At 68.3% G+C, this 24,647-nt stretch carries 22 protein-coding genes and 1 pseudogene; 12 read left to right on the top strand and 11 right to left on the bottom strand.

Going from position 1 to position 24,647, the window contains the following annotated elements:
- Positions 1 to 229: 229 nt before the first annotated feature.
- Positions 230 to 3,100, bottom strand: a complete 2,871-nt coding sequence (locus ABMY26_RS19890) for a [protein-PII] uridylyltransferase (protein ID WP_372398899.1) — start codon at positions 3,098 to 3,100, stop codon at positions 230 to 232.
- 218 nt (positions 3,101 to 3,318) lie between these two features.
- On the opposite strand from ABMY26_RS19890, the gene ABMY26_RS19885 reads away from it, so the two are divergent.
- Both ABMY26_RS19885 and ABMY26_RS19880 read left to right on the top strand, forming a co-directional pair.
- Positions 3,319 to 3,666, top strand: coding sequence for a hypothetical protein (locus ABMY26_RS19885; RefSeq protein WP_372398898.1), 348 nt, complete (start codon positions 3,319 to 3,321; stop codon positions 3,664 to 3,666).
- Positions 3,667 to 3,885: 219 nt separating this feature from the next.
- On the top strand, positions 3,886 to 4,500 hold the full coding sequence (locus ABMY26_RS19880; protein ID WP_372398897.1) for a hypothetical protein: 615 nt from the start codon (positions 3,886 to 3,888) through the stop codon (positions 4,498 to 4,500).
- Positions 4,501 to 4,933: 433 nt separating this feature from the next.
- Here the strand turns inward: ABMY26_RS19880 and ABMY26_RS19875 are convergent, their stop codons facing one another.
- The gene (locus tag ABMY26_RS19875; RefSeq protein WP_372398896.1) at positions 4,934 to 5,728 is read right to left on the bottom strand and encodes an alpha/beta fold hydrolase; all 795 of its coding nucleotides are present in this window, start codon (positions 5,726 to 5,728) and stop codon (positions 4,934 to 4,936) included.
- Between the two features lie 128 nt (positions 5,729 to 5,856).
- Between ABMY26_RS19875 and ABMY26_RS19870 the strand changes: the two genes are divergently transcribed.
- The gene (locus tag ABMY26_RS19870) at positions 5,857 to 6,330 is read left to right on the top strand and encodes a MarR family winged helix-turn-helix transcriptional regulator (protein WP_372398895.1); all 474 of its coding nucleotides are present in this window, start codon (positions 5,857 to 5,859) and stop codon (positions 6,328 to 6,330) included.
- Positions 6,331 to 6,447: 117 nt separating this feature from the next.
- Here ABMY26_RS19870 and ABMY26_RS19865 read toward each other — a convergent pair whose 3' ends face one another.
- Together ABMY26_RS19865 and ABMY26_RS19860 are read right to left on the bottom strand one after the other, a co-directional pair.
- Complete coding sequence (locus ABMY26_RS19865) at positions 6,448 to 7,236, bottom strand: SDR family oxidoreductase (RefSeq protein WP_372398894.1); 789 nt, start codon at positions 7,234 to 7,236, stop codon at positions 6,448 to 6,450.
- Positions 7,233 to 7,562, bottom strand: a complete 330-nt coding sequence (locus ABMY26_RS19860) for a nuclear transport factor 2 family protein (RefSeq protein WP_372398893.1) — start codon at positions 7,560 to 7,562, stop codon at positions 7,233 to 7,235. The genes ABMY26_RS19865 and ABMY26_RS19860 overlap by 4 nt, the downstream gene beginning before the upstream one ends.
- Positions 7,563 to 7,658: 96 nt before the next feature.
- Here ABMY26_RS19860 and ABMY26_RS19855 point away from each other — a divergent pair, with 96 nt between their 5' ends.
- From ABMY26_RS19855 to ABMY26_RS19845, 3 genes and pseudogenes are all read left to right on the top strand, one after another.
- Complete coding sequence (locus tag ABMY26_RS19855; protein ID WP_372398892.1) at positions 7,659 to 8,567, top strand: LysR family transcriptional regulator; 909 nt, start codon at positions 7,659 to 7,661, stop codon at positions 8,565 to 8,567.
- A 78-nt stretch (positions 8,568 to 8,645) separates the two neighbouring features.
- Positions 8,646 to 9,135 (top strand): annotated as a pseudogene (locus ABMY26_RS19850) (transposase).
- 104 nt (positions 9,136 to 9,239) lie between these two features.
- Complete coding sequence (locus tag ABMY26_RS19845) at positions 9,240 to 9,638, top strand: hypothetical protein (RefSeq protein ID WP_372398891.1); 399 nt, start codon at positions 9,240 to 9,242, stop codon at positions 9,636 to 9,638.
- 143 nt (positions 9,639 to 9,781) lie between these two features.
- On the opposite strand, the gene ABMY26_RS19840 is transcribed toward ABMY26_RS19845, so the two are convergent.
- Positions 9,782 to 10,288 carry a hypothetical protein gene (locus ABMY26_RS19840; protein WP_372398889.1) on the bottom strand — a complete coding sequence of 169 codons (507 nt, stop codon included), beginning with the start codon at positions 10,286 to 10,288 and terminating at the stop codon, positions 9,782 to 9,784.
- 255 nt (positions 10,289 to 10,543) lie between these two features.
- On the opposite strand from ABMY26_RS19840, the gene mutS reads away from it, so the two are divergent.
- On the top strand, positions 10,544 to 13,198 hold the full coding sequence (mutS, locus tag ABMY26_RS19835) for a DNA mismatch repair protein MutS (protein ID WP_372399040.1): 2,655 nt from the start codon (positions 10,544 to 10,546) through the stop codon (positions 13,196 to 13,198).
- 147 nt (positions 13,199 to 13,345) lie between these two features.
- Positions 13,346 to 14,176 carry a hypothetical protein gene (locus ABMY26_RS19830; RefSeq protein WP_372398888.1) on the top strand — a complete coding sequence of 277 codons (831 nt, stop codon included), beginning with the start codon at positions 13,346 to 13,348 and terminating at the stop codon, positions 14,174 to 14,176.
- A 52-nt stretch (positions 14,177 to 14,228) separates the two neighbouring features.
- Here ABMY26_RS19830 and ABMY26_RS19825 read toward each other — a convergent pair whose 3' ends face one another.
- The 4 genes from ABMY26_RS19825 to radA form a co-directional block, all read right to left on the bottom strand.
- A complete protein-coding gene (locus tag ABMY26_RS19825) occupies positions 14,229 to 14,936 on the bottom strand; it encodes an SDR family NAD(P)-dependent oxidoreductase (RefSeq protein WP_372398887.1) in 708 nt (235 codons plus the stop codon).
- A gap of 197 nt (positions 14,937 to 15,133) precedes the next feature.
- Entirely contained in the window at positions 15,134 to 16,582 is a 1,449-nt protein-coding gene (gene purF / locus ABMY26_RS19820; protein WP_372398886.1) for an amidophosphoribosyltransferase, read from the bottom strand.
- A 93-nt stretch (positions 16,583 to 16,675) separates the two neighbouring features.
- On the bottom strand, positions 16,676 to 17,365 hold the full coding sequence (locus ABMY26_RS19815; protein WP_372398885.1) for a CvpA family protein: 690 nt from the start codon (positions 17,363 to 17,365) through the stop codon (positions 16,676 to 16,678).
- A gap of 25 nt (positions 17,366 to 17,390) precedes the next feature.
- Entirely contained in the window at positions 17,391 to 18,875 is a 1,485-nt protein-coding gene (gene radA / locus ABMY26_RS19810; RefSeq protein ID WP_372398884.1) for a DNA repair protein RadA, read from the bottom strand.
- Positions 18,876 to 19,192: 317 nt separating this feature from the next.
- Between radA and map the strand changes: the two genes are divergently transcribed.
- From map to ABMY26_RS19790, 4 genes are read left to right on the top strand one after another with little or no spacing between them, the layout of a single operon-like run.
- Positions 19,193 to 20,002, top strand: coding sequence for a type I methionyl aminopeptidase (gene map, locus ABMY26_RS19805; RefSeq protein ID WP_372398883.1), 810 nt, complete (start codon positions 19,193 to 19,195; stop codon positions 20,000 to 20,002).
- Positions 19,999 to 20,589, top strand: coding sequence for an NUDIX domain-containing protein (locus tag ABMY26_RS19800; protein WP_372398882.1), 591 nt, complete (start codon positions 19,999 to 20,001; stop codon positions 20,587 to 20,589). Before map ends, ABMY26_RS19800 begins: the two co-directional genes overlap by 4 nt.
- A gap of 37 nt (positions 20,590 to 20,626) precedes the next feature.
- A complete protein-coding gene (locus ABMY26_RS19795; protein ID WP_372398881.1) occupies positions 20,627 to 21,220 on the top strand; it encodes a Uma2 family endonuclease in 594 nt (197 codons plus the stop codon).
- Positions 21,213 to 21,674 (top strand): cupin domain-containing protein, encoded by a 462-nt coding sequence (locus tag ABMY26_RS19790; protein WP_372399039.1) that lies wholly within the window; start codon positions 21,213 to 21,215, stop codon positions 21,672 to 21,674. Before ABMY26_RS19795 ends, ABMY26_RS19790 begins: the two co-directional genes overlap by 8 nt.
- A gap of 135 nt (positions 21,675 to 21,809) precedes the next feature.
- Here the strand turns inward: ABMY26_RS19790 and der are convergent, their stop codons facing one another.
- A complete protein-coding gene (gene der / locus ABMY26_RS19785; RefSeq protein ID WP_045580264.1) occupies positions 21,810 to 23,204 on the bottom strand; it encodes a ribosome biogenesis GTPase Der in 1,395 nt (464 codons plus the stop codon).
- A 41-nt stretch (positions 23,205 to 23,245) separates the two neighbouring features.
- Positions 23,246 to 24,640 carry a PQQ-binding-like beta-propeller repeat protein gene (locus tag ABMY26_RS19780; protein WP_372398880.1) on the bottom strand — a complete coding sequence of 465 codons (1,395 nt, stop codon included), beginning with the start codon at positions 24,638 to 24,640 and terminating at the stop codon, positions 23,246 to 23,248.
- Positions 24,641 to 24,647: the final 7 nt, after the last annotated feature.

Below are 24,647 nucleotides of genomic sequence, written 5' to 3'. Positions count from 1 at the left end.
ACGCATGGAAACTCCGCAAGTCCTGAGCTTGTATTTTCAATCCGCCCTGCGGATTTGCACCCTGCGGTTGGTTTTGTATGGCGATGGAACGCCGAAAAGTCGAAAGGCCGCCTTGCGTTCATGCGGCTTTCCCGGAAATCCCCGATCACCCGACGATCGGCACGCCATGCATCCCCCTCGCCCTGCCCTCTCCCCCGGGGGGAGAGGGTTCACCTGGGGGAGGACGGACTCACGCCCCCGCCGTCTTGGCCTGGGTCCGCTTCACGGCGGCCGGCGGCGGGGCGTCGCCGCTGGGATCGTCGAGCGCGCTCAGCAGCCGTTCCCTGATCTTCGCCAGCTTGCCCTCATGCGTCACCTTCAGGCCGAAGACGTCCTTCACATAGAAGACGTCGATCGCCTTCTCCCCGAAGGTCGAAACCTTGGCCGAGCTGATCTGCAGGGTCAGGTTGGACAGTGCCCGGGTCAGGTCGTAGAGAAGGCCCGGACGGTCGCGCCCGTTGACCTCGATCACCGTATGGGTGGTCGAGGCGTTGTTGTCGATCAGCACGCGCGGCGGCACATGGAAGACGCGGGTGCGGCTGGCCTGGGCGGTGCGGCGGGTCGACAGCTCGTTCAGCGGCTTCAGCTGCCCGGACAGCACCTTCTCGATCATCACAGACAGCCGGGCCAGCTTGTCGCCGCTTTCGAAGGCGCCGCCGCCGGCCGCGTCCTGCACCGAGAAGACGTCGAGCGCCATGCCGTTGGTCATGGTGAAGATGCGGGCGTCGACGATGTCGGCGCCGCTGGCCGCCAGCGCCCCGGCAAGTCGGGAGAACAGGCCGCTGTGGTCGGTGGCGTAGATCGTCACCTCGGTCACCGACCGACCGCGGTCGACACGGGTGTCGACGGTCAGCGGCTGCTGCTGGCGCTCCGCCTCGCGGACGATGCGGGCCTGATGGCCCAGCGTCCCGGCATCGAAGGCAAGCCAGTAGCCGGGATAGCCCAGCCCCTTGTGATGCTCGAAGGCGGCGTCGTCGAAGTCGGTCAGCTCGGCGCGCAATGCCGCCTGGGCCGCCTGGATGCGCCGGCCGCGCCCCTCCACCGACATGCCGCCCGACATCACCTCTTCGGAGCGGTTGTACAGCTCGCGCAGCAGCGTGGCCTTCCAGTTGTTCCAGCGCTGCGGCCCGACCGCCCGGATGTCGGCCACCGTCAGCACCAGCAGCAGGCGCAGCCGCTCCGGCGACTGGACCAGCGCCACGAAGTCGCGGACGGTCTTGTCGTCCTCCAGGTCGCGCTTGAAGGCGGTGTGCGACATGGCGAGGTGCCAGCGCACCAGCCAGGCAACCGTCTCGGTCTCCTCCGCGGTCAGGCCCAGGCGCGGGCACAGCTTCTCGGCGACGCGGGCGCCCAGCACCGAATGGTCGCCGCCGCGGCCCTTGGCGATGTCGTGCAGCAGCAGCGCGACGTAGAGCGCCCGCTTCGACACCACCTTGTGGATCACCTCGGTCGACAGCGGCAGCTCGTCGGCATGGTCGCCCGACGCGATCTTGTGCAGGATGCCGAGCGCGAACAGCGTGTGCTCGTCCACCGTGTAGACATGGTACATGTCGTACTGCATCTGCGCCACCACCCGGCCGAAGTCGGGAATGAAGCGGGCCAGCACCCCGGCCTCGTTCATCCGGCGCAGCGTGATCTCCGGATCCTTCGGCCCGGTCAGGATGTCGAGGAACAGCCGGTTGGCTTCCACATCGTTGCGCAGCTTCGGCCCGATGGCGGTCAGCGACCGGGTGATGGACCGCAGCGCCGCCGGATGGATGTCGATGTCGTTGATCTGGGCGGTGTGGAACAGGCGGATCATGTCGATCGGCTGTTCCTTGAACTGCTTGTCGTTGCGGGCGTTCAGCCGCTCGCCGTCGACGATGAAGCCGTCGACGTCCTTGCGCCTTGCGACCGAGGCCAGCCGCAGCAGGTTGAACTTGGGCGGCCGCTTGGATTCCGCCTCCAGCGCCGCGCAGAAGATGCGCGTCAGGTCGCCGACATCCTTGGCGACCAGGAAATAATGCTTCATGAAGCGCTCGACGCCCTTGGTGCCGGCATGGTCGGTGTAGCCCATGGCGGCGCCGATGCTGGTCTGGACGTCGAAGGTCAGCCGGTCTTCCAGCCGGCCGGTCAGGTAATGCAGGTGGCAGCGCGCGGTCCACAGGAAATTCTGCGCCTTGGCGAAGCGCTGCGCCTCCTCCGGCATCAGCACCTTCTTGCCGACCAGCTCGGCGACGCCCTCCACCCGGTAGAGATACTTGGCGATCCAGAACAGGGTCTGGAGATCGCGCAGGCCCCCCTTGCCGTCCTTCAGGTTGGGTTCCAGCACATAGCGGCTGTCGCCCATCTTCAGGTGGCGGGCGTCGCGCTCGGCCAGCTTGGCCTCGACGAATTCGGGGCCGGTTCCGGCCACGACCTCCTTGTCGTAGCGCTTGCGCAGCTCGGCGAACAGCTTGCCGGGGCCCCAGAGATAGCGCGATTCCAGGATGCCGGTGCGGATGGTGACGTCGGCCTTGGACTGGCGGATGCAGTCGTCGACGCTGCGCACCGCGTGGCCGACCTTCAGCCCCAGATCCCACAGGATGTAGAGCATGTATTCGACCACCTGCTCCACCCGCGGCGTGCGCTTGTAGGGCAGCAGGAACAGCAGGTCGATGTCGGAGAAGGGCGCCAGCTCGCCGCGGCCGTAGCCGCCGGTCGCCGCCACGTCGAACACCTCGCCCGAGGTCGGGTTAGCGGTGGGGAAGATGAAGCGCACGGTGAAGTCGGCCAGCGTGCCGACCAGCCGGTCGGCGAGATAGCAGTTCTCGCGCACGCACTGCTCGCCCGAGCCGCCGGCATCGAAGCGGCGGCGCACCTCGACCCGTCCGTCGGCCAGCGTCCGGCGCAGGCAGGCGATCAGCGCCGGGCGCAGCTTGTCGCCGGTGCCGTGCTCGGCGACCAGTTCCTCAAGCTCCCCCGCCAGCTTGCGGCGGGAGATGATGGCGCGCTTGTTGGGGATGGCGGTCGGCTGGGCATCTGCCCCGGAATCCGACGGAGAGGCGGGCGGCGTCGGCGTCTTGGAGCGGGCGGACAGCATCGGGCGGCAGGAACCTCGACATTCGGGCGGTCAGGACTGGCCGCAGCATTTGCACTATAGCGGTAAAGCCTTCAGGTAGCACGCCCGCTCTGGAAAACCAGCCCTGCCGGAAAGCGGCGCGGCGGCGTCCGTTGCGCGGAAGTGACGGCCGTCACAGCCAAGGCGGCGCCGCGGCGCCAGAGTGGGGCCTGCACAGCGGTTTGCAGGAGGGACGGGCCATGACCGGCCGGAAGAATACGGAGCGCGCGACGGGCGAGGCTTCCCTGAAGGCGCAGCGGGAACTGGCGGCGCTGAACGACGCGCTGACGCTGGCCGAGCGCGGCCTCGGGCGGCAGGGCCCGGCGGCGCTGATGGAGCGGCTGCTGCGGGTGGCGGCCATGCACCCGAAATCGGTCGACGACACGCTGATGTGGCAGGTCACCGACCTCGTCGCCGGCAGCGAGGTCGGCGAGGGCGTGAAGCTGACGCTGATCCGCATGGGCTGGGCGTCGATCGTCCAGGCCCAGTATAAGCAGCAGGGGCTGCGGCTGGTGGTCGAACGGGCGGCGGAGCGGGTGGCGGCCTGAAAGGATGACGGCCCGGGAGAGACGATCTGAGCGGTCTCCACCCGGCAAGATCGATCCGGCAAGGATTGCCCGCCGGCAGCGCCGTCCGGCCTGCGGGGCCGCCACCCATCGGAACCCGTTGAGGTTGTTGCCTAGGCCGTGGGTGGCGGATAACAAGCTGTCGGTGCAGCGGTATGGAAATTGCTTGAACTTGTGTGACCTTTACCGAAAGGGGCACGAATGTCCACCAGCAGCATCGGCAGCCAAACGCCCATTGAGGGCCTGCACGGCGTGAACCGGCATCGGCATGCCGGAAAGACGGACAGCACGGAGAGCTTCGGCCTCGATAAGGCGAGTGGGAACTCGCCGGTCGAGACTGCCGCCGCGGCCCAGGGCGCCATCGGGAAGGACGAGCCGTCCTCCGATACGCTCAGCGTCGAGATGCCAAACGGTTTCAAGATCAGCGGAACCCATCTCGGCGGCGACAGCGCGTTCAGTGCGCAGTTGCTCGGCTCGATGGAGGACATGATCGGGTTTCTGAACGGCTTCAAACCGGCCGGCGGGGAGTCCGGCACCGGGAGCGGCCCGGGGACCTCTGGCGTCGGGAGTACCGCGGCGGGAACCGGGGGCGGGTTCGCATCCCGATTCCTCGATACCTTCCACACCGACCTCGGCAACGGCGAGTCCGTGACGCTCCATTACGGAACGGAGAAGGACGGCGGCAACACCGACGCCTCGGCGGCGGACGCGATGGCGCAGGCCATGCAGCAGATCGTCAGCAGATACAAATCCCACAGCCAGCCCGATCTGGCCGACCTCTATGCGCAGATCGGCTCCCCGACGGCGAAGGCCTGAGGGCGAAGGCCTGAGGGCGATACCTTGACGGTGGGGCGGACCACGCCTTCGATTCGGCGATGGCAGGATGCCTCCCCCCGGCGCAGGGCGGCATCCCTCCCCGGCGGCACTCCATAGGGTAGGGGTAGTGCCTGGACCTGGACCCGCCACTTCGGCCGGTCGGACACTCGACAGGCAGCGCATGGCCGGGGGAGCGTATCGGTCAGGATCGCGAGGTTCCGTCTATCGGCCACGGGATGGACAGCGCGCGATCACGGATCCCGATGCACCGGCACCGCAGACGATGAAGTCATGGACGGGCTTGAGGTTGGAGAGTCTTTGCGCCTGATTGTCACGAATGCGTCGGTTGAACTCCTCGGAGCTGGCGGAGTATGGAATGGTTCATGTCGGGGACCTTCGGTAAGCTGAGAGAATGGGCTGACCGGACCGATGCCTAGCGCGAAACCGCGCCAGACTCCTTTGCGGCTTCGTCGATCGCCTTCGCGACGACTTCCGACTGGGTGAAGTAGACGGCATGGCTGGCGGGGACGTTCGTGACCTTCGCACCGATGCGTTTCGCCATGTTCTGGAGCATCCGCTGATCGAAGGCCTTGTCCTCCGTCGCGATCACCGCCCAGCTGGGCTTGGTCCGCCAGGCGGCATGCTGGAGCGTCACGCCGAAGCTCGCCATATTGATCGGAACCTGCGATGCCTTCAGGAAATCGACGTCGGCCTTCGTCGCATCCGCCGCGAAGCCGGCGGCGAAATTCTCGGGCTTGATGAAGCCGAAGCCGTCCTCGCTCTTCTCGATGACGAACTCGGGCGGTGTCGTATAGCCGTCATATTGCTGCGCCGTGGTCTCGCCGGCATCAGGCGACAGGGCGGACACATAGACCAGCCCACGCACCTTGGGATGGATGCCGGCTTCGGTGATGACGGTGCCGCCCCAGCTGTGGCCGACCAGAACGGCGGGGCCATCCTGCCTGTCGAGCGCGCGCCGTGTGGCCGCCACGTCATCTTCGAAGGAGGTCAGCGGATTCTGGACGATCGTGACCCGGTATCCCCGGCTGGTCAGGTCCTGATAGACCTTCCGCCATCCCGATCCGTCGGCAAAGGCGCCATGGACGAGGACGACATTCCTGACAGCCGCCTGATCGACGGAATGGCCGGCCTGCTGGGCCTGCGAGACCGACGGCGGCAGGGTGACGACCGAAGCGGCCAGGATCAGGGCCTGAAGCATGTTCTTCATGTTTGCCTCCATCAAATCGCGATAACAGTTATCGCGATATATGTTTGTATCGTCGGCGCTCTCTCTTGTCCACAAAAATTTATCGCGATATATGTCAGCGGAAGATGCGCTGCAAAGGAAGCCAACCTATGTCGGACATGAGCAACCCACCGGTCCCCCTGGAGGAACAGCTCTGCTTCGCAATCTACTCGGCCGGCATCGCCATCCAGCGGGCCTACAAGCCGCTGCTGGACGCCCTTGGACTGACCTACCCCCAGTATCTCGTCCTGAACATCCTGTGGCGGGAAGACGGACAGACGGTAGGGAGCATCGCCCAGCAGCTTGCCCTTGAATCCAGCACGCTCACCCCTCTGCTCAAACGCCTTGAGGCTGCGGAGCTGATCCATCGCACGCGCAACCCGACCAACGAGAGGCAGGTGATCGTGTCGCTGACCGACCAAGGGCTGGCTCTGCGCTCCAGGGCCGGTTGCCTGGGCGATACATTGCTCCGCGCCTCAGGGCAGTCACCCGACGCTTTGGGAAAGCTCAACCGCGAGATTGCACACCTGCGCGACGCCGTTTACGCGCATATCGGCGGCTGGACGTCACTCGACGCACATTGATGGGCGGGGCGAGATCGAGGGCACTGCGAGGATGATGCGCCCCGATCTCATGCCTACGCCACAGGCCCCGCTGCTTCCCGACGCCCGCCACGGAGGGCGACCGTCGGGGCGATGACCTCAGACAGTCCGAACGGTGCCGCCGTCGATGATGAACTCGGCGCCGTGGATCGCGGCGGCGCGATCCGAGGCAAGATAGGCAATGAGATCGGCAACCTCGTCGGGTTCGGCCGCACGCCCGATCGGAATCCCGCCCAGAGCATCGAGGACGGCTTGCCGCGCCTCCTCGATCGTGCCGCCATTGGCGGCCTGCAGACGCTCCAGAAAGTCGACGGACGACTCCGTCATGATCCAGCCGGGGGAGACGGCGTTGACCCGCACGCCCTTCGGTCCCAGCTCCTTGGAGATCGACTTGCTGTAGGTCCTGAGCGCGGCCTTTGCGGCGGCGTAGCCAGTGGTCGATTCGGGTAGCGGCAGGATCGACTGGATAGACGTGATATGCACAATCGCGCCGGCACCCCGTTCCATCATCTGCGGGGCCAGGAGGCGATCAAGGCGGACGCTGGCCAAAAGGTTAAGGTTCAGCTCGGCGAGCCAGTGATCTTCCGTCAGGGCAAGAAAGCCGCCGCCGGGCGAGGCCGAGCCGCCGATCACATGAGCGAGGATATCGATGCCGCCCATACGCTCGAGCGCCGCCCTGGCCAGGGTTGCCCCGCCCTCGGCTGTCGTCAGGTCTGCCTGGACGAACTCGACGCCGTCGATCGGCTGTGGAGTTCCGCGGGCGGCGGTGATCACCCGGGCGCCACCGGCCAGGAAGCGATCGACGGTAGCGCGGCCCAGGCCCTTGGTGCCGCCGCTGACGAGCACTCGTTTTCCCGCGAACTCAGTCGGATCAGCCTTGATGTTCATACCGTGATCTCCAAGGCTTTGATCGCGTCGTGTTCGAGCGTGAAGCGATAGGTGAAGCGGATGGGGCTGCCCTTGAAGTCGCCATGGGCAGGGCCTTCGGCCACGACTTGGCCGTTGTCGTCGCGAACAGTGTCCGGCGTGAAGATGGCCTTGACCGCAATCACCTCGTCTTCGAACAAGGTTCGCAGCCCGGCGTGGCCCTCGTGACGTTTTCCGTTGTCCAAGAGGACCGCGTCGGCGGCAAAAGGCTTCAGCATGCCGTCCACATCGAGCTGTGCATTGGCCTCGACATAGTCGGCTATGGGTTTGGGCAGTTCGATCGACATCGCTCGGCTCCTTGACGTGACAAGGCTGATTTAGCGATAAACATCGATCCCGATAATCGGGGTAAATTGGCATGCGGTATTGCGAAAACCGGGACAATGTCGAAACACGGCCTGATCGAATTCGATGCTGTTCTCGCCATTGCGCGGCGTGGATCGTTCCGGGCAGCGGCGCTGGAACTTGGCCTGTCGACCACCGCATTGAGCAACGTCATCGGGAAGCTGGAGCGCCAACTCGGCGTCCGACTGTTCAATCGCACGACCCGGAGCGTCTCCCTGACCGACGCCGGACAGCAGTTCGTGGATAAGATCGGTCCCGCGCTCCAGGACATCCATGAGGCGATGGAAAACGCCCAGTCGCAGCAGGACACGCCATCGGGCACCTTGCGGATCAACAGCTTTGTCGCGGCCGCGCGTGAGATCCTTCCGCTCCTGCTCCAGTTCCTGCGGCTCTATCCACAGGTCCATGTCGATCTCGTCACCGAGGGCCGGCTCGTCGACATCGTTGCGGACGGCTTCGATCTCGGCATCCGCACCGCGGACCTCGTACCCAGCGACATGATCGCGGTACCGCTCGGTCCGCGCCGCCGTTATGCGGTGGTTGCATCGCCGAACTATCTCCGGACCCGGGACCTGCCGAGGTCGCCGTCCGACCTGCTTGCCCATCCGTGCATCCGCGTAAGGTTGCCCAATGGAGCACTTTACCGGTGGCAGTTCGAGAAGGGTGGACAGCCGATCCAGATCGACGTGGACGGCCCGATCACACTGGACGAGGCCAGCCTCGCCCGCATGGCGGTGCTGGAGGATGTGGGGATCGGCTTCTTCATGGAGTCCGACGTGCAAGGCGATCTTGCCGCCGGCCGCCTGGTTCGCATTCTCGAAGACTGGACCCCGCCACTGGAGCAGCTTTGCCTCTACTATCCCAGCCGGCGACACTCGTCTGCCGCGTTCAAGGCATTCATCGATCTTGCCAGGAAATTCGCTGCCTCCACAACGGCGGCAGCCTGATCGTCGTCTTTGGGTTCCGTTGCAGAGGTTTGAAGCCTTCGCGAACAGCGACCCCGGAGCCGAAAGGGGCAGACGGCGATCCGACCCCCTCGTTTCGCGCGCCTCCAGCCCTCCAGCCCTCCGGCGTCCGGCCGCCTTTCGTTACGCGGTCGGGCGCCAACTCCGGCGGACCAAAGACGGCGGTATCTGCATCCGCCTGGCGGTAGCCGTCCATGGCTGATAATGGCGGGCATGCTGTGGATCGCCCGCAGCGGAGCGCCATGGCGGGATTTGCCGGAGCGTCATGGGACGTTCGGCACGGTGTCGAGCCGGTTCCACCGCTGGCGCCGCGCCGGCATCTGGCAGCGCATCCTGGAAGCCTTGCAGGCCCGTGCCGACCGCCAGGGCCGGGTGGACCATGGGCACCGAACGACCGGACCCGGCTTTCGACCGCGATGCCTATCGGGACCGCAAACGCGTCGAGCGCCTGATCGATCGGTTGAAGCAGTTCCGACGGATCGCCACCCGGCATGGGAAGCGAGCCGCCAACCATCTCGCCATGATCACCATCGCGGCGATCCTTCCATGACCCGGAACTTTGCCAACACAGCATGGCATGGAATTTGCTTCGCAGACCGGTGCGGCTGCCGGCGACGGGCCGCGCCACCGTGCAACCGGTCGGACGACCCAACGATGCAGATCAACGGCTATCTCGCCAGCGTTCTTGGCCAATCGCAGCAGTTCCGGTCCCGTGGAACGCGGAACGGCGACTCCTCCGACAGCGGGGGCATCGCCGGCGTGGCCGGGACCGCCGATGCGGCTGCCGCCGGTAAGGCCGGCGGCACATCCTCCGGGACGCTCGCGTCCAAGGTGCCGGACGCCGTCGACAACTTCCTTGCCGAAGCGAAGAAGACGCCGGCCCAGCGGATCCGCGACGATTGGCTCGCCCGCCACAAGATGACCGAGGAAGACCTCGCTTCGATGCCGGCCGAAAAGCGCGAGGCCATCGAAAAGGAGATCGCCGAGGAGATGAAGCGGAAGCTGACCGGCGACGACGCCAAGCGCGGCGCGCTGGTGAACCTGAGCGCGTGACCGCCGCTTCCATCGCGCGGCCTTGCCCCCACCCAGTGCCGGTTTTCCCCCACCCTGACCCTCCCCCGCTGGGCGGGGGAGGGACTCGGACCCTTGCCGGCGTTCATCGGCGCGCCTCCTACCCCGCCGGTATGGCTGCGGCCTTACGCTTCGCGCACCGTCACATGGACGTTGGCGCCGCCCTCGCGGTCCAGCAGTGTGAAAGCGCGCGCCTCCTGCTCCGCCGTGCCGACCCGCACCCACAGGACCACGCCGCCGGCCTCCAGCGCCCGGGTGAACTCGTCGGGCTTGGGGTGGCTGGTCAGCTCGTCCAGGTAATCCTTGATCGCGGCACCGCCGACGCCGGCCGCGACCACGGCCGCCAGCGCAGCCTCGATCGGGCCGCCGACAATGGCGATCAGGCCGGCGGTGGTCAGGGGAAAGGCGTATTTCAGCTCGCCGACCAGCCCGGTCAGCGCCTCGTCCCGCGGCTTGCTCCTGGTGTCGGCCGCCTCCAGCGACGTATGGCTGGCCAGCACCGACAGGTCGGCGCGGTCGAATCCCTCCGCCAGCAGCGCCTCGACCGCGCGGTCGAAGCCGGCGCGGGTGGCGAAGAGGGCAACGACCTCCCGCAGTTCGGCGGGGGTGGTGTCTTCGGTGGTCTGGGTCATGGTGGCCGTCTCCCACAAGTCCGGCCCGGGCTTTCCTCCCCGGGGTTTCATCCATTGTAGCGACCGGCTTCGAGCGTCCGTCAACCGCCACGGGGACGCAGCAGCATCCCAACCCGCCGCATCGGCCTATCCCGCCGCGGCATCTCCCGTGCTAGGGTGCGCACCCGACAGTCACCCGCAACCGCCGCACGGTTTCCCTTGTCCATTTCCTCGTCAAACGCAGCCGACATCGTCATCCCCGCCGACGCCACCCCGATGATGGCGCAGTATCTGGAGATCAAGCGGGCGCATCCCGACTGCCTGCTGTTCTACCGGATGGGCGATTTCTACGAGATGTTCTTCGAGGACGCGGTGAATGCCGCCGCGGCGCTCGACATCGCGCTGACCAAGCGCGGCCAGCATCTGGGCGAAGACATTCCGATGTGCGGCGTCCCGGTCCATTCGCACGAGAATTACCTGCAGCGCCTGATCCGCCAGGGCTTCCGCGTCGCCATCTGCGAACAGATGGAAGACCCGGCCGAGGCGAAGAAGCGCGGCGCCAAGTCGGTGGTGAAGCGTGGCGTCATCCGCATCGTCACCCCCGGAACCCTGACCGAGGACAGCCTGCTCGACGCCCGCTCCTCCAACTGGCTGGCGGCGGTGGCGGAGACCGCGGGCGGGCTGGGGCTGGCCTGGCTGGAGATGTCGACCGGCGAGCTGGTGATCCAGCCGGTGGAGCGGGCCGGGCAAGGAACGCCACTGGGCGCGGCGCTCGGGCGGCTCGACCCGCAGGAGGTGCTGGTCTCCGAGAAGCTGGCACAGACGCCGGAGCTGTTCGAGCTGTGGGGGGAGTGGAAGGCGCGGCTGACCGTGCAGCCCAACCCGCGATTCGACAGCGAGAACGGCCGGCAGCGGCTGCTGGCGCTCTATGGCGTCGGCACGCTCGACGCCTTCGGCAGCTTCACCCGTGCCGAGGTCGCGGCGGCCGGTGCGCTGGTCGGCTATGTCGAACTGACGCAGAAGGGCCGGGTGCCGCGGCTGTCGCCGCCGCGCCGCGTCGGGCCGGGCGCGGTGATGGAGATCGACGCCTCGACCGGGCGCAACCTGGAACTGATCCGCACCCTGACCGGCGAGCGGCGCGGCAGCCTGCTCGCCACCATCGACCGCACGGTGACGGGGGCCGGCGCCCGGCTGCTGTGCGCCCATCTCGCAGCGCCGCTGACCGATCCCGCGGCCATCGGCCGCCGGCTCGACATGGTCGCGTTCGCGCTGGCCGAGGAGCGGCTGCGCGGCGAGCTGCGCCAGGCGCTGCGCGGCTGCCCCGACCTGGAGCGGGCGCTGTCGCGGCTGACGCTGGGGCGCGGCGGTCCGCGCGACCTGGCGGCGATCCGCGACGGGCTGAGGCAGGCGGCGGCGATCCGGCAGCTGCTCGGCACCGTCGGGCCGCTGCCGGACGGGCTGGCGGCGCTCGACAAGCGGCTGGGCGACCATGCCGAGCTGGTCGACCAGCTGACCCAGGCGCTGGCGCCCGAGCTGCCGCTGCTGGCCCGCGACGGCGGCTTCATCGCCCGCGACTACAGCTATGCGCTGGACGAGCTGGTGACGCTGCGCGACGAGAGCCGGCGGCTGATCGCCGGGCTGCAGGGCAAATACGCCGAGATCGCCGGGGTGCCGTCGCTGAAGATCAAGCACAACAACGTGCTGGGCTATCACATCGAGGTCACCGCCGCCCATGCCGACAAGCTGATGTCGGACCGGGGCCGCGAGGTGTTCATGCACCGCCAGACCATGGCGAACGCGGTGCGCTTCGGCACGGTCGAGCTGTCCGACCTGGAGCGCCGCATCTCCGAGGCGGCCGACCGGGCGCTGGCGGTGGAGCTGGAGCTGTTCGGCGGGCTGGTCGAGGCGGTGTCGGCCCGCGCCGACGCCATCGCCCAGGCCGCCCACGCGCTGGCGGCGCTGGACGTCGCCACCTCGCTGGCCGAGCTGGCCGAGGAGCGGCGCTACAGCCGGCCGCTGGTGGACGACAGCCTCGCCTTCTCGATCAAGGGCGGGCGGCATCCGGTGGTGGAGGCGGTGCTGGACGCCGCCCATGGCGGGCCGTTCGTCGCCAACGACTGCGACCTGGCGTCGGACAACCGGCTATGGCTGCTGACCGGCCCGAACATGGCCGGCAAATCCACCTTCCTGCGCCAGAACGCGCTGATCGCCGTGCTGGCGCAGATGGGCAGCTTCGTCCCGGCCGAGCAGGCGCATATCGGCGTGGTCGACCGGCTGTACAGCCGGGTCGGCGCCGCCGACGACCTCGCCCGCGGCCGCTCCACCTTCATGGTGGAGATGGTGGAGACGGCGGCCATCCTGAACCAGTCCGGCGCGCGGGCATTGGTGATCCTGGACGAGATCGGCCGCGGAACGGCGACCTTCGACGGGCTGTCGATCGCCTGGGCCTGCGTCGAGCATCTGCATGACGTCAACCGCTGCCGCGCGCTGTTCGCCACGCACTATCACGAGCTGACGATGCTGGCGTCCAAGCTGCCGGCGCTGTCCTGCCACACCATGCGGATCAAGGAATGGCAGGGCGACGTGGTGTTCCTGCACGAGGTGACGGCGGGGTCGGCCGACCGCAGCTACGGCATCCATGTCGCCAAGCTGGCCGGGCTGCCGGCGGCGGTGGTCGGGCGGGCCGACGAGGTGCTGAAGCTGCTGGAATCGGGCGACCAGAACGCCACCATCCACCGGCTGGCCGAGGATCTGCCGCTGTTCAGCGCGGCGCTGAAGCGGCCGGCGCCGAGGGCGGAGGCTGCGGCGGTTGCGGTCGCGGGACCATCCCCGGTGGAGGAGGCGCTGGCCGGGATCGACCCGGACAGCCTCACGCCCCGGCAGGCGCTGGAGGAGCTGTACCGGCTGCGCGGGCTGATGCGGGGGCGGTAAGCCCCCCACTCCGACCATCGGGGCACCTCCGAAGATCCTGCGCATCACCATGCGGCTATGATTTTGTTCCAATCGGGCCGGTAATGACGTAACCTATTAAGGATAATTTTATTTCTGGTGAATTCGCACACCCATCGGTTTTGCAGGATGTCCGATCCCGGCCACCCGTGGGCAGGGCTCGGAACTCCCGCCCGGATCGAATCAGGCGGAGATCCGCACATCATGGTACAGCGAGAGAACATCCAAGAGGCACTGACCCGCCGGGCGGAAATGCTGCTGCAGAGAATGCAGCGGATCGTCGAATCCTCCAGGCCCGAGCAGTTCGACATCGAAGCGGGACTGTTGGGCGACCTCATCAAGAACCCCGATTTCCCCCGCCCGCACAAATCGGCCTTCCAGGAGGCGGCCAAGCAGTTGCAGCGGCAAGGCCACGAACGGACGACCGACCGGCTGCTGAGCGAAGCGGAAAACGGGGCGAGGTCGGGCGACCGGGCCGCCCGCGACCGCCTCGTCGCCAAGGCCAGGGAGACATTGTCGAAGGCGGTGAAGAGCGGTTCGGGCAAAGAGTTCCGCAAGGAGATGGAGAAGCGCCTTTCGTCGGTGGCGGCCATGGAGATCGCCCCGGCTCCCGTCCGGCAAAAACTGCGGAAACGCCAGGCCCAGGCACAGCCGCCCAACGGCGTCGAAAAGCGCAACACCATCCGCTACACCGAACCGGTCCTCACCGTGGCGATCAACCATGTGGAGTATCGGACGATCGACTGGTCGACCCGCGGGCTGCTTCTCAATGTCGGCCCCGCCGCGGTTCCGCTCATCGTCGGCGATCAGGTGCGCGTGGAGATCTCCTGCCCCAATGTCGAGATGCGTCATCGCCAACAGGCAAAAGTGGCCCGCCGCGATGACAGCACCAACAGCCTGGCCCTGGCGTTCCTGGACATCGACCCGGTGATCCTGGCCTTCCTCAAGGCCATCGAGTGATCGGCGGGTGATCGGCCGGCGATCGGCCGGCGAACCCGGCGGCCATCGCCCCTCACTGTGCCTGAACCAACTCCCCATGCAGGGTGCAGGCGGCCTCGGCAAGCTCGACGAAGCGTTCGGTCACGTCGTCGGGCTGGGCGATCTTCGTGGGATCCTCGCCGGGGAAGGCCTGGGTGCGCAGCTTGGTCGCCACCACGCCGGGGTCGATCAGGTTGACCCGCACGGTAGAGCTCGACACCTCGAGCGCATAGGTCTTGACGATCATCTCCAGCGCCGCCTTGCTGGCGCCGTAGGGCATCCAATAGTGATGCGGCGCCCGGGCGGCGGCGGAGGTGACGAAGATGGCGCGGCCGGTGCCCGACGCCCGCAGCAGCGGGTCCATCGAACGGATCAGCCGGTAGTTCGCCGTCACGTTCAGATCCATCACCCGCGACCACAGCTTGGGATCGTATTGGGCGACCGGACCCAGCGCCTCCAGCGCGCCGGCATTGCCGACGACGATGTCGAGCTTGCCGAAGCGCTGGTACAGCGCATGGCCGAGCTGGTCGATCCGGTCATAGTCGCGCAGATCCATCGGCACCAGCGTCGCCGACTGGCCGGACAGCTTCTGGATGGTGTCGTCGGTCTCCTCCAGCCCGCCGACGGTGCGGGCGACCAGGACCAGATGGGCGCCTTCGGCGGCGAAACGCTTGGCGACGGCGGCGCCGATGCCGCGCGAGGCGCCGGTGACGAGGGCGATGCGGCCGGACAGACGGGACATGGCGGAGACTCTGGCGTTGGACGTGGACACGCCCTCTCCCGCCCCGGGAGAGGGAGGGGACCCGCGCCGTCAGGCGTGGGGAGGGTGAGGGGTGATCCAAGGATTCATATGCGCTTCCTGCTCCTTGGATCGCCCCTCACCCCTCCCAAGCTTCGCTTGGGCCCCTCCCCTCTCCCGGGGCGGGAGAGGGTGTTAAATCAGGCGCGGACGGCGACGTTCGCCTCGACCGGTGGGTTTTCCAGCGCGTCGGTCAGCGGGATCGGGTAGTCGCCGGTGAAGCAGGCGTCGCAATAGCCGAGATTGGCCGGGTCGCGCTTCTCCTCTCCCATCGCGCGGTAGAGCCCGTCGAGCGAGATGAAGGCAAGGCTGTCGGCCTGGATGAAGTCGCGCATCTGCTCCACCGTCATGCGGTGGGCCAGCAGCTTGCCCTGCTCCGGCGTGTCGATGCCGTAGAAGCAGGGGTGCGAGGTCGGCGGGCTGGAGATGCGCATGTGCACCTCCTTGGCCCCGGCGGCACGCACCATCTCGACGATCTTCTTCGAGGTGGTGCCGCGCACGATCGAATCGTCGACCAGCACGACGCGCTTGCCCTCGATCATCGCGCGGTTGGCGTTGTGCTTCAGCTTCACGCCGAGATGGCGGATCTGGTCGGTCGGCTCGATGAAGGTGCGGCCGACATAATGGTTGCGGATGATGCCGAGGTCGAAGGGCACGCCGGCTTCCTGGGCGTAGCCGAGCGCCGCCGGCACGCCGCTGTCGGGGACGGGCACGATGACGTCGGCGGGAACCCCGGCCTCGCGCGCCAGTTCGCGGCCGATGCGCTGGCGGGCCTCATAGACCGAGGTGCCCTCCATCACGCTGTCGGGACGGGCGAAATAGATGTATTCGAAGATGCACAGGCGGCGCTGCTGCGGCTGGAACGGGCGCAGGCTGTGCACGCCGTCGCCGTCGATGACGATCATCTCGCCCGGCTCGACGTCGCGGACATATTCGGCGCCGACGATGTCGAAGGCGCAGGTCTCGCTCGCCAGCAGATAGGTGTCGCCGAGCCGGCCCAGCACCAGCGGACGCACGCCGAGCGCGTCGCGCACGCCGATGACCTCCTTGGAGGTCAGGGCCACCAGCGAGAAGGCGCCCTCGACCTGCCGCACCGCCTCGATCAGCCGGTCGACCGGCGAGCCGCCGCGGGCGGTGGCCATCAGGTGGACGATGACCTCGGTGTCGGTGGAGGACTGGAACAGGCAGCCGCGGCGGACCAGCTGGCGGCGCAGCGTCTGCGCGTTGGTCAGGTTGCCGTTGTGGGCCAGCGCGAAGCCGCCGAACTCGAAATCGGCATAGAGCGGCTGGACGTTGCGGATCGAGGTGTCGCCGGTGGTGGCGTAGCGCACATGGCCGATCGAGCTGGCGCCCTTCAGCTTGGCGATGATCGCCTCGGAGCTGAAATGGTCGCCGACCAGACCCAGCGTGTGCTGGAGATGGAACCGGCTGCCGTCGAAGCTGACGATGCCCGCCGCCTCCTGCCCGCGGTGCTGCAGGGCATGCAGGCCCAGCGCCGTGATCGCGCCCGCCTGCAGGTTGCCGTAGATGCCGAACACGCCGCACTCCTCGCGCAGCTTGTCGTCGTCGAACGGATGCGTCGTCAGCATCACCAGAAGTCCTTCGTCCAAGGAGGCGCCGGGGGGCGCGTCAGCACATGCAACGGGAAAATGCGATCCACAAACGTCGATCGCGCCGATCGCTCAGCGGGCTTTGTTCTCCATCAGCCTTTCGAGGTCGGCGCGGTCGCGGTCCTTATAGCCGGTATCCGAAGGCTGCGCACCCCCGGTCTTCGCGGGGCTGGGCACCGGCGTCGACAGCCGGTCGAGCGCCTGCTTGGCCTCCATCGCCTGGCGTGCGCGGTCGCGCGCGACGTCCATCTGGCCGAGACCTTCGCGGCGCAAATTATCGGGAACGACACCATAGAGCATCTCCGCACCGGCGGCCAGGAAGGGCCGGGTCTTCGCCTGCTGCAGCCACACCGGCTGTTCGGCCTGGTTCGGCACCAGCCACAGGAAGAACAGGTAGGCGATCGACACCAGCACCCCGCCCTTCACCAGACCGAAGACGAACCCGAGCGTGCGGTCCAGCGCCGACAGCGACGAGGACTGCACCCCGCGCGACAGGCTCCGCCCGAGCAGCGACAGCAGGATCAGCGCGACGATGAACAGGCCGACCGACGCGGCGGCATAGGCCAGCATCTCGAACCGGATATAGATCTGCACGTAGGGAAGGACATGGGGCAGCGCGTAGAGCGTGACCACCGCGGCGCCGGCCCAGGCGGCGACCGACAGGACCTCGGCCACCATGCCGCGGCTGAAGGCGAGAAGCGCCGCCAGCAGCAGCACGGCGATGACGACGATGTCGACCGGATTGACGGGAAGAGTGTCCATGAACCTTGCGCCGTTCGAGTGTGCGTCAGATGTATTCGTCATCGCGCCAGCGGCGCGAATCTTCGTCGCGCCGGCGGCGCGGGTCGTTGTCGTCCTGGGACCGGCGCGCGGGCGTCCTGCCGCCGCCCCCTGCCCCGCCATTCGCCCCTTGGAACAGCGGCATCAGTTCGGCGAGCTGCTGGAGCTCAACCGTCTTGAGGCCGTTGTCGCCGCGGCCGCCCTTGCGGCCGGTCCGCCCGGCCGGGAAGATCGCCGAGGAGAATCCCAGCTTGGCCGCCTCCTTCAGGCGGGTGTCGCTCTGGCCGACGGCGCGGACCTCGCCCGACAGGCCGATCTCGCCGAACACCACGGCGTCGGCCGGCACCGGCTCCCCGGTCAGCGACGACACCAGCGCCGCGGCGACCGCGAGGTCGGCCGCCGGCTCGGTGATGCGCAAGCCGCCGGCCACGTTGAGATAGACGTCGTTGGCGCCGATCTGCACGCCGCAGCGCGCCTCCAGCACCGCCAGCACCATGGCCAGCCTCGCCGAATCCCAGCCGACCACGGCGCGGCGCGGCGTGCCGAGCGGCGACGGGGCGACCAGCGCCTGCACCTCGACCAGGACGGGGCGGGTGCCCTCCATCCCGGCGAAGACGGCGGCGCCCGAGACGTCGCCGCGCCGCTCCGCCAGGAACAGCGCCGACGGGTTGGCGACCTCGCCCAGCCCGGCGTCGCCCATCTCGAACACGCCGATCTCGTCGGTCGGGCCGAAGCGGTTCTTCACCGCGCGCAGGATGCGGAACTGGTGGCCGCGCTCGCCCTCGAAATAGAGCACCGTGTCGACCATGTGCTCCAGCACGCGGGGGCCGGCGATCATCCCCTCCTTGGTGACATGGCCGACGAGCAGCAACACGACGCCGCGCCGCTTGGCGATGCGGATCAGCTCCTGCGCGCTGGCGCGGACCTGGGCGACGGTGCCGGGGGCGCTGTCCAGATTGTCCATGTACATGGTCTGGATCGAATCGATGACGATGATCTCCGGACCCTTGGCATCGTCGAGCGAGGCGACGATGTCGCGCACGCTGGTCGCCGAGGCCAGATCGACCGGGGCGGAGGCGCAGCCCAGCCGCTGGGCGCGCAGCCGCACCTGATCCACCGCCTCCTCGCCCGAGACGTAGGCGCAGCGGTGGTCCTGCGCCAGCCGGGCCATCGCCTGGAGCAGCAGGGTGGATTTGCCGATGCCGGGATCGCCGCCGATCAGGATGGCGGATCCTGGGACCAGCCCGCCGCCGCACACCCGGTCGAACTCGGCGATGCCGGTCATCCGCCGCGGCGGCGCCTCGCTGGAACCATGCAGGCCGACGAACTCGATGCGCCGGCCGCGGGCGGATCCCAGCCCCTTGGGCGCGGCGTCGGGCGCCGCCTCCTCGACCAGGCTGTTCCATTCGCCGCAGGCGTCGCACTTTCCCGCCCATTTGGGGAAGGAGGCGCCGCAGGCCTGGCAGACATATCGGGTGGTGGGCTTCGCCAAAGGTCTGGTAGTCCGATGGGGATAAGGCGGACCACATATAGCAAGCCGGCCCGGCGAATCCTATGCTTGCAGGTTGGCCATGCAGGGGCTTTTTTCAGACCCGCGGCGTGATAGCTTGCTGGGCCGGCCGCAGATCGGACGGACGTTGAGAGGAAGAGTCCACTCTCCCCCCGGGGAGAGGGTTAGGGTGAGGGGGGAGCGTGGCGGCCCTTCACCGAGAATCCACGCCATGCCTCCCCCTCATCCCGTCCCTCTCCCCGGGGGGGAGAAGGGGGAAAAGAGATTGGAAAGCGGATTTCGTGACGGATGAGGGTTTGATGGAAAAGGACGGCCGGCGGATCGTATTGCACGGTCCGGAAGGGTTCGAGGCGCTGCGCAAGGCCTGCCGGCTGGCAGCCGAGACGCTGGATTACATCGCGCCCTTCGTGGTGCCGGGCGTCAGCACCGGCCGGCTCGACAAGCTGATCGAGGCGTTCCAGCGCGACCGCGGCGGCATTCCGGCGACGCTCGGCTATCAGGGCTATCCGGCCTGCAGCTGCATCTCGCCCAACCATGTCGTCAACCACGGCATCCCCAGCGACGACAAGAAGCTGGTGGACGGCGACATCGTCAACATCGACGTCACCGTCATCCTCGACGGCTGGTACGGCGACAGCAGCCGGATGTATTTCGTCGGCGAGAAGGTCGGGGTGAAGGCGCGCAAGCTGGTCGACCTGACATATCGCTGCATGATGGCCGGCATCGCCCAGGCCAAGCCCGGCAACCATCTGGGCGACATCGGCCACGCCATCCAGACCATGGCCGAGGCGGCGCGCTGCTCCGTCGTGCGCGATTTCGGCGGGCACGGCATCGGGCAGGTGTTCCACGACGCGCCGCATGTCGACCATTTCGGCAAGCCCGGCACCGGCGTGGAGCTGCGCCCCGGCATGGTCTTCACGGTGGAGCCGATGATCAACGCCGGCCGGGCCGAGGTGAAGATCCTGTCCGACGGCTGGACCACGGTCACCCGCGACCGCTCGCTGTCGGCCCAGTTCGAGCATCAGATCGGCATCACCGAGGAGGGCTGCGAGATCTTCACCCTCTCTCCCGCCGGCTACACGCAGCCGCCCTACGGAGCCGCCACATGAGCGACGAGCTGAAGCCCTGGGCGGTGCTGGACAGCCGCGAGCTGCTGGATGCCAGCCCCTACCTGAAGGTGCGGGCGGAGACGGTGCAGTTGCCGGACGGCCGCACCGTCGACAGCTTCTACCAGCTCGACCAGCCCGATTACGCCCTGATGTTCGTCGAGACGGCGGACGGCCAGGTGGTGATGCTGCGCAGCTACAAGCACGGCCCGCGCCGCGTCAGCCTGACCTTCCCGGCCGGCGCCATCGAGCCCGGCGAGGAACCGCTGGCCGCCGCCAAGCGCGAGCTGCTGGAGGAGACCGGCTATGCCGCCGACGACTGGACGGCGCTGGGCGGCTTCGTGGTCGGCGCCAATTTCCGCGGCAGCACCTGCCACATGTTCCACGCGCGCGGCGCCCGCAAGGTGGCGGAGCCCGACAGCGGCGACCTGGAGGAGATGCGGATCGAGCTGCACAGCACCCGCGCGCTGATCGACGCCGCCGCCAACGGCGACTTCGCCCTGCTGCCGGTGATCGCGATGCTGGGCGCCATGCTGGTGCCGGAGCTGCGCGAGGGGCTGGGCATGGCGGCGCGGACGCGGTCAGTGTAGAAGGAAGGGCGAGCCTTCACCGACCGGGAGTGCCGGCATGGCCCTGCGCAAGCATCGCCACATGAGCCTGACCGAGTTCCTTGCCTGGGAGGAGCGGCAGGACACCCGTCATGAGTTCGTCCATGGCGAGATCGTCGCCATGGTCGGCGGCACGGTGGCCCACAACCAGATTGCCGGCAACCTCTATGCCGCCCTGCGGGCGGAGCTGCGCGGTTCGCCCTGCCGCGTGTTCCAGGAGACGATGCGGATCCTGGCCGACGAGTCGGTGTTCTACCCGGACGTCTTCGTCACCTGCACGCCGCTGGACGACCGCGACCGCCTGGCGACCCGGCCGACGGTCATCGTCGAGGTGCTGTCCGACAGCACGTCGAGCTACGACCACACCACCAAGAGCGCGGCCTACCGCACCCTGCCCTCGCTCGACCAGTATGTGCTGGTCCATCAGCGCGTCGCCGTGGTCGAGAGCTTTCACCGCTCCGGCGACGGCTGGACCCACCGGCTGGTTTCGGGCCGCGAGGGCGTCCTGACCATCCCGGCGCTGGAAATCGCCTTGCCGCTGGCAACCATCTACGAGGATACGCAGGTGTCCTTCGATCCAGTCACCCTCGCGAGCGACACCGATGATGCCTGACACCCCCTTGCCCGCCGAACGGCTGATCGAGCTGCTTGGGTTGCAGCCGCACCCCGAGGGCGGCTGCTATGCCGAGACCTACCGGGCGCCGGCGGAGGGCGGCCGGGGCGCGGTGACGGCGATCTATTTCCTGCTGCGGGCAGGAGAGCGGTCGCACTGGCACCGGGTGGATGCCGTCGAGATCTGGCTGTGGCACGGCGGAGCGCCGCTGGAGCTGTCCGTGTATGAGGATGGCGGCGCGGTGCAGCGGCACCGGCTCGGGCTTGACATCGAGGGCGGCGAGAGGCCGCAGGCGGTGGTGCCGGTCGGGGCATGGCAGGCGGCGCGCAGTTTGGCGGAGGAGCCGGGCGGCTGGTCGCTGGTGAGCTGCACCGTGGCGCCGGCCTTCGAGTTCGCCGGCTTCACCATGGCGCCGGAGGGCTGGGAGCCGGGGGCGTGGATGCCCCCTCCCTAACCCTCCCCCTCTTCGAGGGAGAGGGGACTGCCGCCGGATTGCAAGCTTACCCTCTCCTGCCGAAGGCGGGGGAGGGAGGGGCCCACGCGCCAGCGTGGGAGGGAGGGGGCCGGCAGTGCGCGCTCCCCTGCCCGCTCACTCGTCGGCGTAGGGGTTCTTGCCCTTGCGCAGCAGCAGGCGCACCGGCACGCCCGGCATCTCGAAGCTGTCGCGCAGATGCGTGGTCAGATAGCGCTGGTAGCTCTCCGGCAGGTCCAGCGGCTTGTTCACGAACAGCGCGAAGGTCGGCGGGCGCGATTTCACCTGGGTCACATAGCGGATCTTCACCCGGCGGCCCTCGACCAGGGGCGGCGGATGATGCTCCAGCACCCCCTCCATCCAGCGGTTCAGCTGGGAGGTCGGAATGCGGCGGTTCCAGATGGTGTAGGTCTCCAGCACCCCGTCCAGCAGCGTGTCGAGCTTGTGGCCCTTCAGCGCCGAGATGGTGACGACCTTCACGCCCTTGATGTAGCCGAGCGTCGATTCGAGCTTGTCCTCGACCTGGCGCAGCGCCATCGCCCGGTCGTCCACCGTGTCCCACTTGTTGATGGCGATCACCAGGGCGCGGCCCTCGGAGATCACCAGCCGGGCGATGGTCAGGTCCTGCTTGTCGAGGATCGCGCCGGCATCGACCACCAGGATCACGACATTGGCCATGCGGATGACGCGCAGGCTGTCGGCGACCGCCAGCTTCTCGACCTTCTCGTCGACGCGGGCGCGGCGGCGCATGCCGGCGGTGTCGACCAGCTTGAAGCGGCGGTCGCGCCACTCCCAGTCGACGGCGATGGCGTCGCGGGTCATGCCGGCCTCGGGGCCGGTCAGCACACGCTCCTCGCCGAGCAGGCCGTTCAGCAGCGTCGACTTGCCGACGTTCGGACGGCCGACGATGGCGATCTGGATCGGCTTGCTGCGGTCCTCCTCCGGCTCCGGCTGGTCGCCGATCGGGATGCTGGGATCGAAGCCGTCGTCGGCCCGCTCCTCCACCGCATCGTCGTCGGGCGGGGCATAGGGCAGCAGCGCCTCGACCAGATCGGCCATGCCCTCGCCATGCTCGGCCGACAGCGGGATCGGGTCGCCCAGCCCCAGCTCGTAGGCCTCGAACATGCCTGGCTGGCCGGCCTTGCCCTCGGTCTTGTTGGCGACCAGCAGGACCGGGGTCTTGCCCCGGCGCAGCAGGTTGGCGAAATGGCGGTCGAGCGGCGTGATGCCGGCGCGCGCGTCGATGATGAACAGCGCGACGTCGGCGCGGGCCAGCGCCTGCTCGGTCTGGCGGCGCATCCGCGCCTCCAGGCTGTCGTCGGTCACGTCCTCCAGCCCGGCGGTGTCGACGACGGTGAAGGACAGGCCGCCGACATGGGCCGGGGCCGAGCGCCAGTCACGGGTGACGCCCGGCGTATCGTCCACCAGGGCCAGCTTCTTGCCGGCCAGACGGTTGAAGAGGGTCGATTTGCCGACATTCGGCCGACCGACGAGGACCACGGTGAACGACATGGGGCCAAAGGCCTTTCACAACAGACGGAGGAAATCCGCGATCAGCGGAACGCAGCGAGCGTTCCGTTGTCGCAAAGCACATAAAGAGTGTTGTTGGCGACGACCGGCGACAAGTAGGAGCCGGCGGGAAGCGAGCGCGTCACCTCCACCCGGCCATCCGACGGCGACAGGCCGAGCAGCTGGCCGTTGGAGCCCGCCACCCACAGCCGGTTGCCGGCCAGAACCGGGCCGGACCAGACGATGGCGCCGGTCCTGTCCTCGGGATCCTTGTAGCGGGCGAGCGGCGCCACCCAGCGGATCCGGCCGGTCTGGCGGGCGACCGCGACGACCTCCTGGTCGTTGGTGACGGTGAACAGGAAGTCGCCGGCCAGCCAGGGCGTGTTGACGCCGCCGATCTCGGTCTCCCAGATGCGGTTGCCGATGCGCTCGTCGATGGCGACCATGCGGCCGGAATGCCCGATGGCATAGACGGCGCCGCGGTCGATCACCGGCAGCCCGCGGATGTCGGCGAGGGCGCTGAGCGCGCCGGTGCGGCGAATTGCCGCAAGGCTGTCCTGCCAGGCGACGCGACCGTTCTCCGGACGCAGGCCGAACAGCTCGCCCGACGAATAGGGGGCGACGACCAGCGTGCCGGTCGCCGCCGGGCTGGCGGCGCCGAGCAGGCCGGCACTCTCCAGGATGCCCTGGTGCGACCATTGGACGGCGCCGTCGTCGGTCGACAGCGCCAGCAGCTGGTTGTCCAGCGTGACGACCAGCACCCGCCCGCCCGCGACGGTCGGGGCGCCGCGCACCGGCCCGGCGATCCGCTTGCGCCACAGCACCTTGCCGGTGGCGGGTTCCATCGCCAGCACCTCGGCGAAGCCGGTGGCGGCATAGAGCCGTCCGTCGGCATAGGCGACGCCGCCGCCGGTGGCGCCGCCGCGTTCGTTCTCCGGCCGGGTGTCGACCCGCCACAACGACTGCCCGCTGCGCTCGTTCAGGGCCGAGACGTGCGAGTCGGCGTCCATCGCGAAGATGCGCCCGTCGGCGATCACCGGGGTGCCGAGCAGAGCCCGCGAGCTGCTGGAGCCCGAGCCGATGTCGGCACGCCAGGCGTCGGACGGGTTGGCCGACAAAGCGAGGTTGCCCAGCGCATGGTCGGTGGTGCCGCCCGGCTGCGACCAGGCGGCATTGACGGTCTGTGCCGGCACGGTGACGGCGACGCCCGCCAGCTGGGCGTCCGGCTCGACCTTGCGCTCACGCTGGAGGATGGCGAGGCGCTTGCCCGGCAGCGGCGGTTCCGCCGTCTTGCCGAACCAGCTGTCCACGGTGTCGCAGCCGCCGAGCAGGACGGCGAGCAGCGAGGCCGACAGCAGCGCGGTGCGGCGGAGGGTGCGGGGCCGATTGCGGGTCTTGCCGCCCGCCGGCATGGTGGCTTTCGCCTTATCGGTCGTCATGGCGTTG

The organism is Azospirillum sp. HJ39, from assembly GCF_041507355.1.
Taxonomy (GTDB): domain Bacteria; phylum Pseudomonadota; class Alphaproteobacteria; order Azospirillales; family Azospirillaceae; genus Azospirillum; species Azospirillum thiophilum.
The sequence above is the reverse complement of the archived record's forward strand: the minus strand, read 5'-3'. Positions and strand labels throughout refer to the sequence as shown.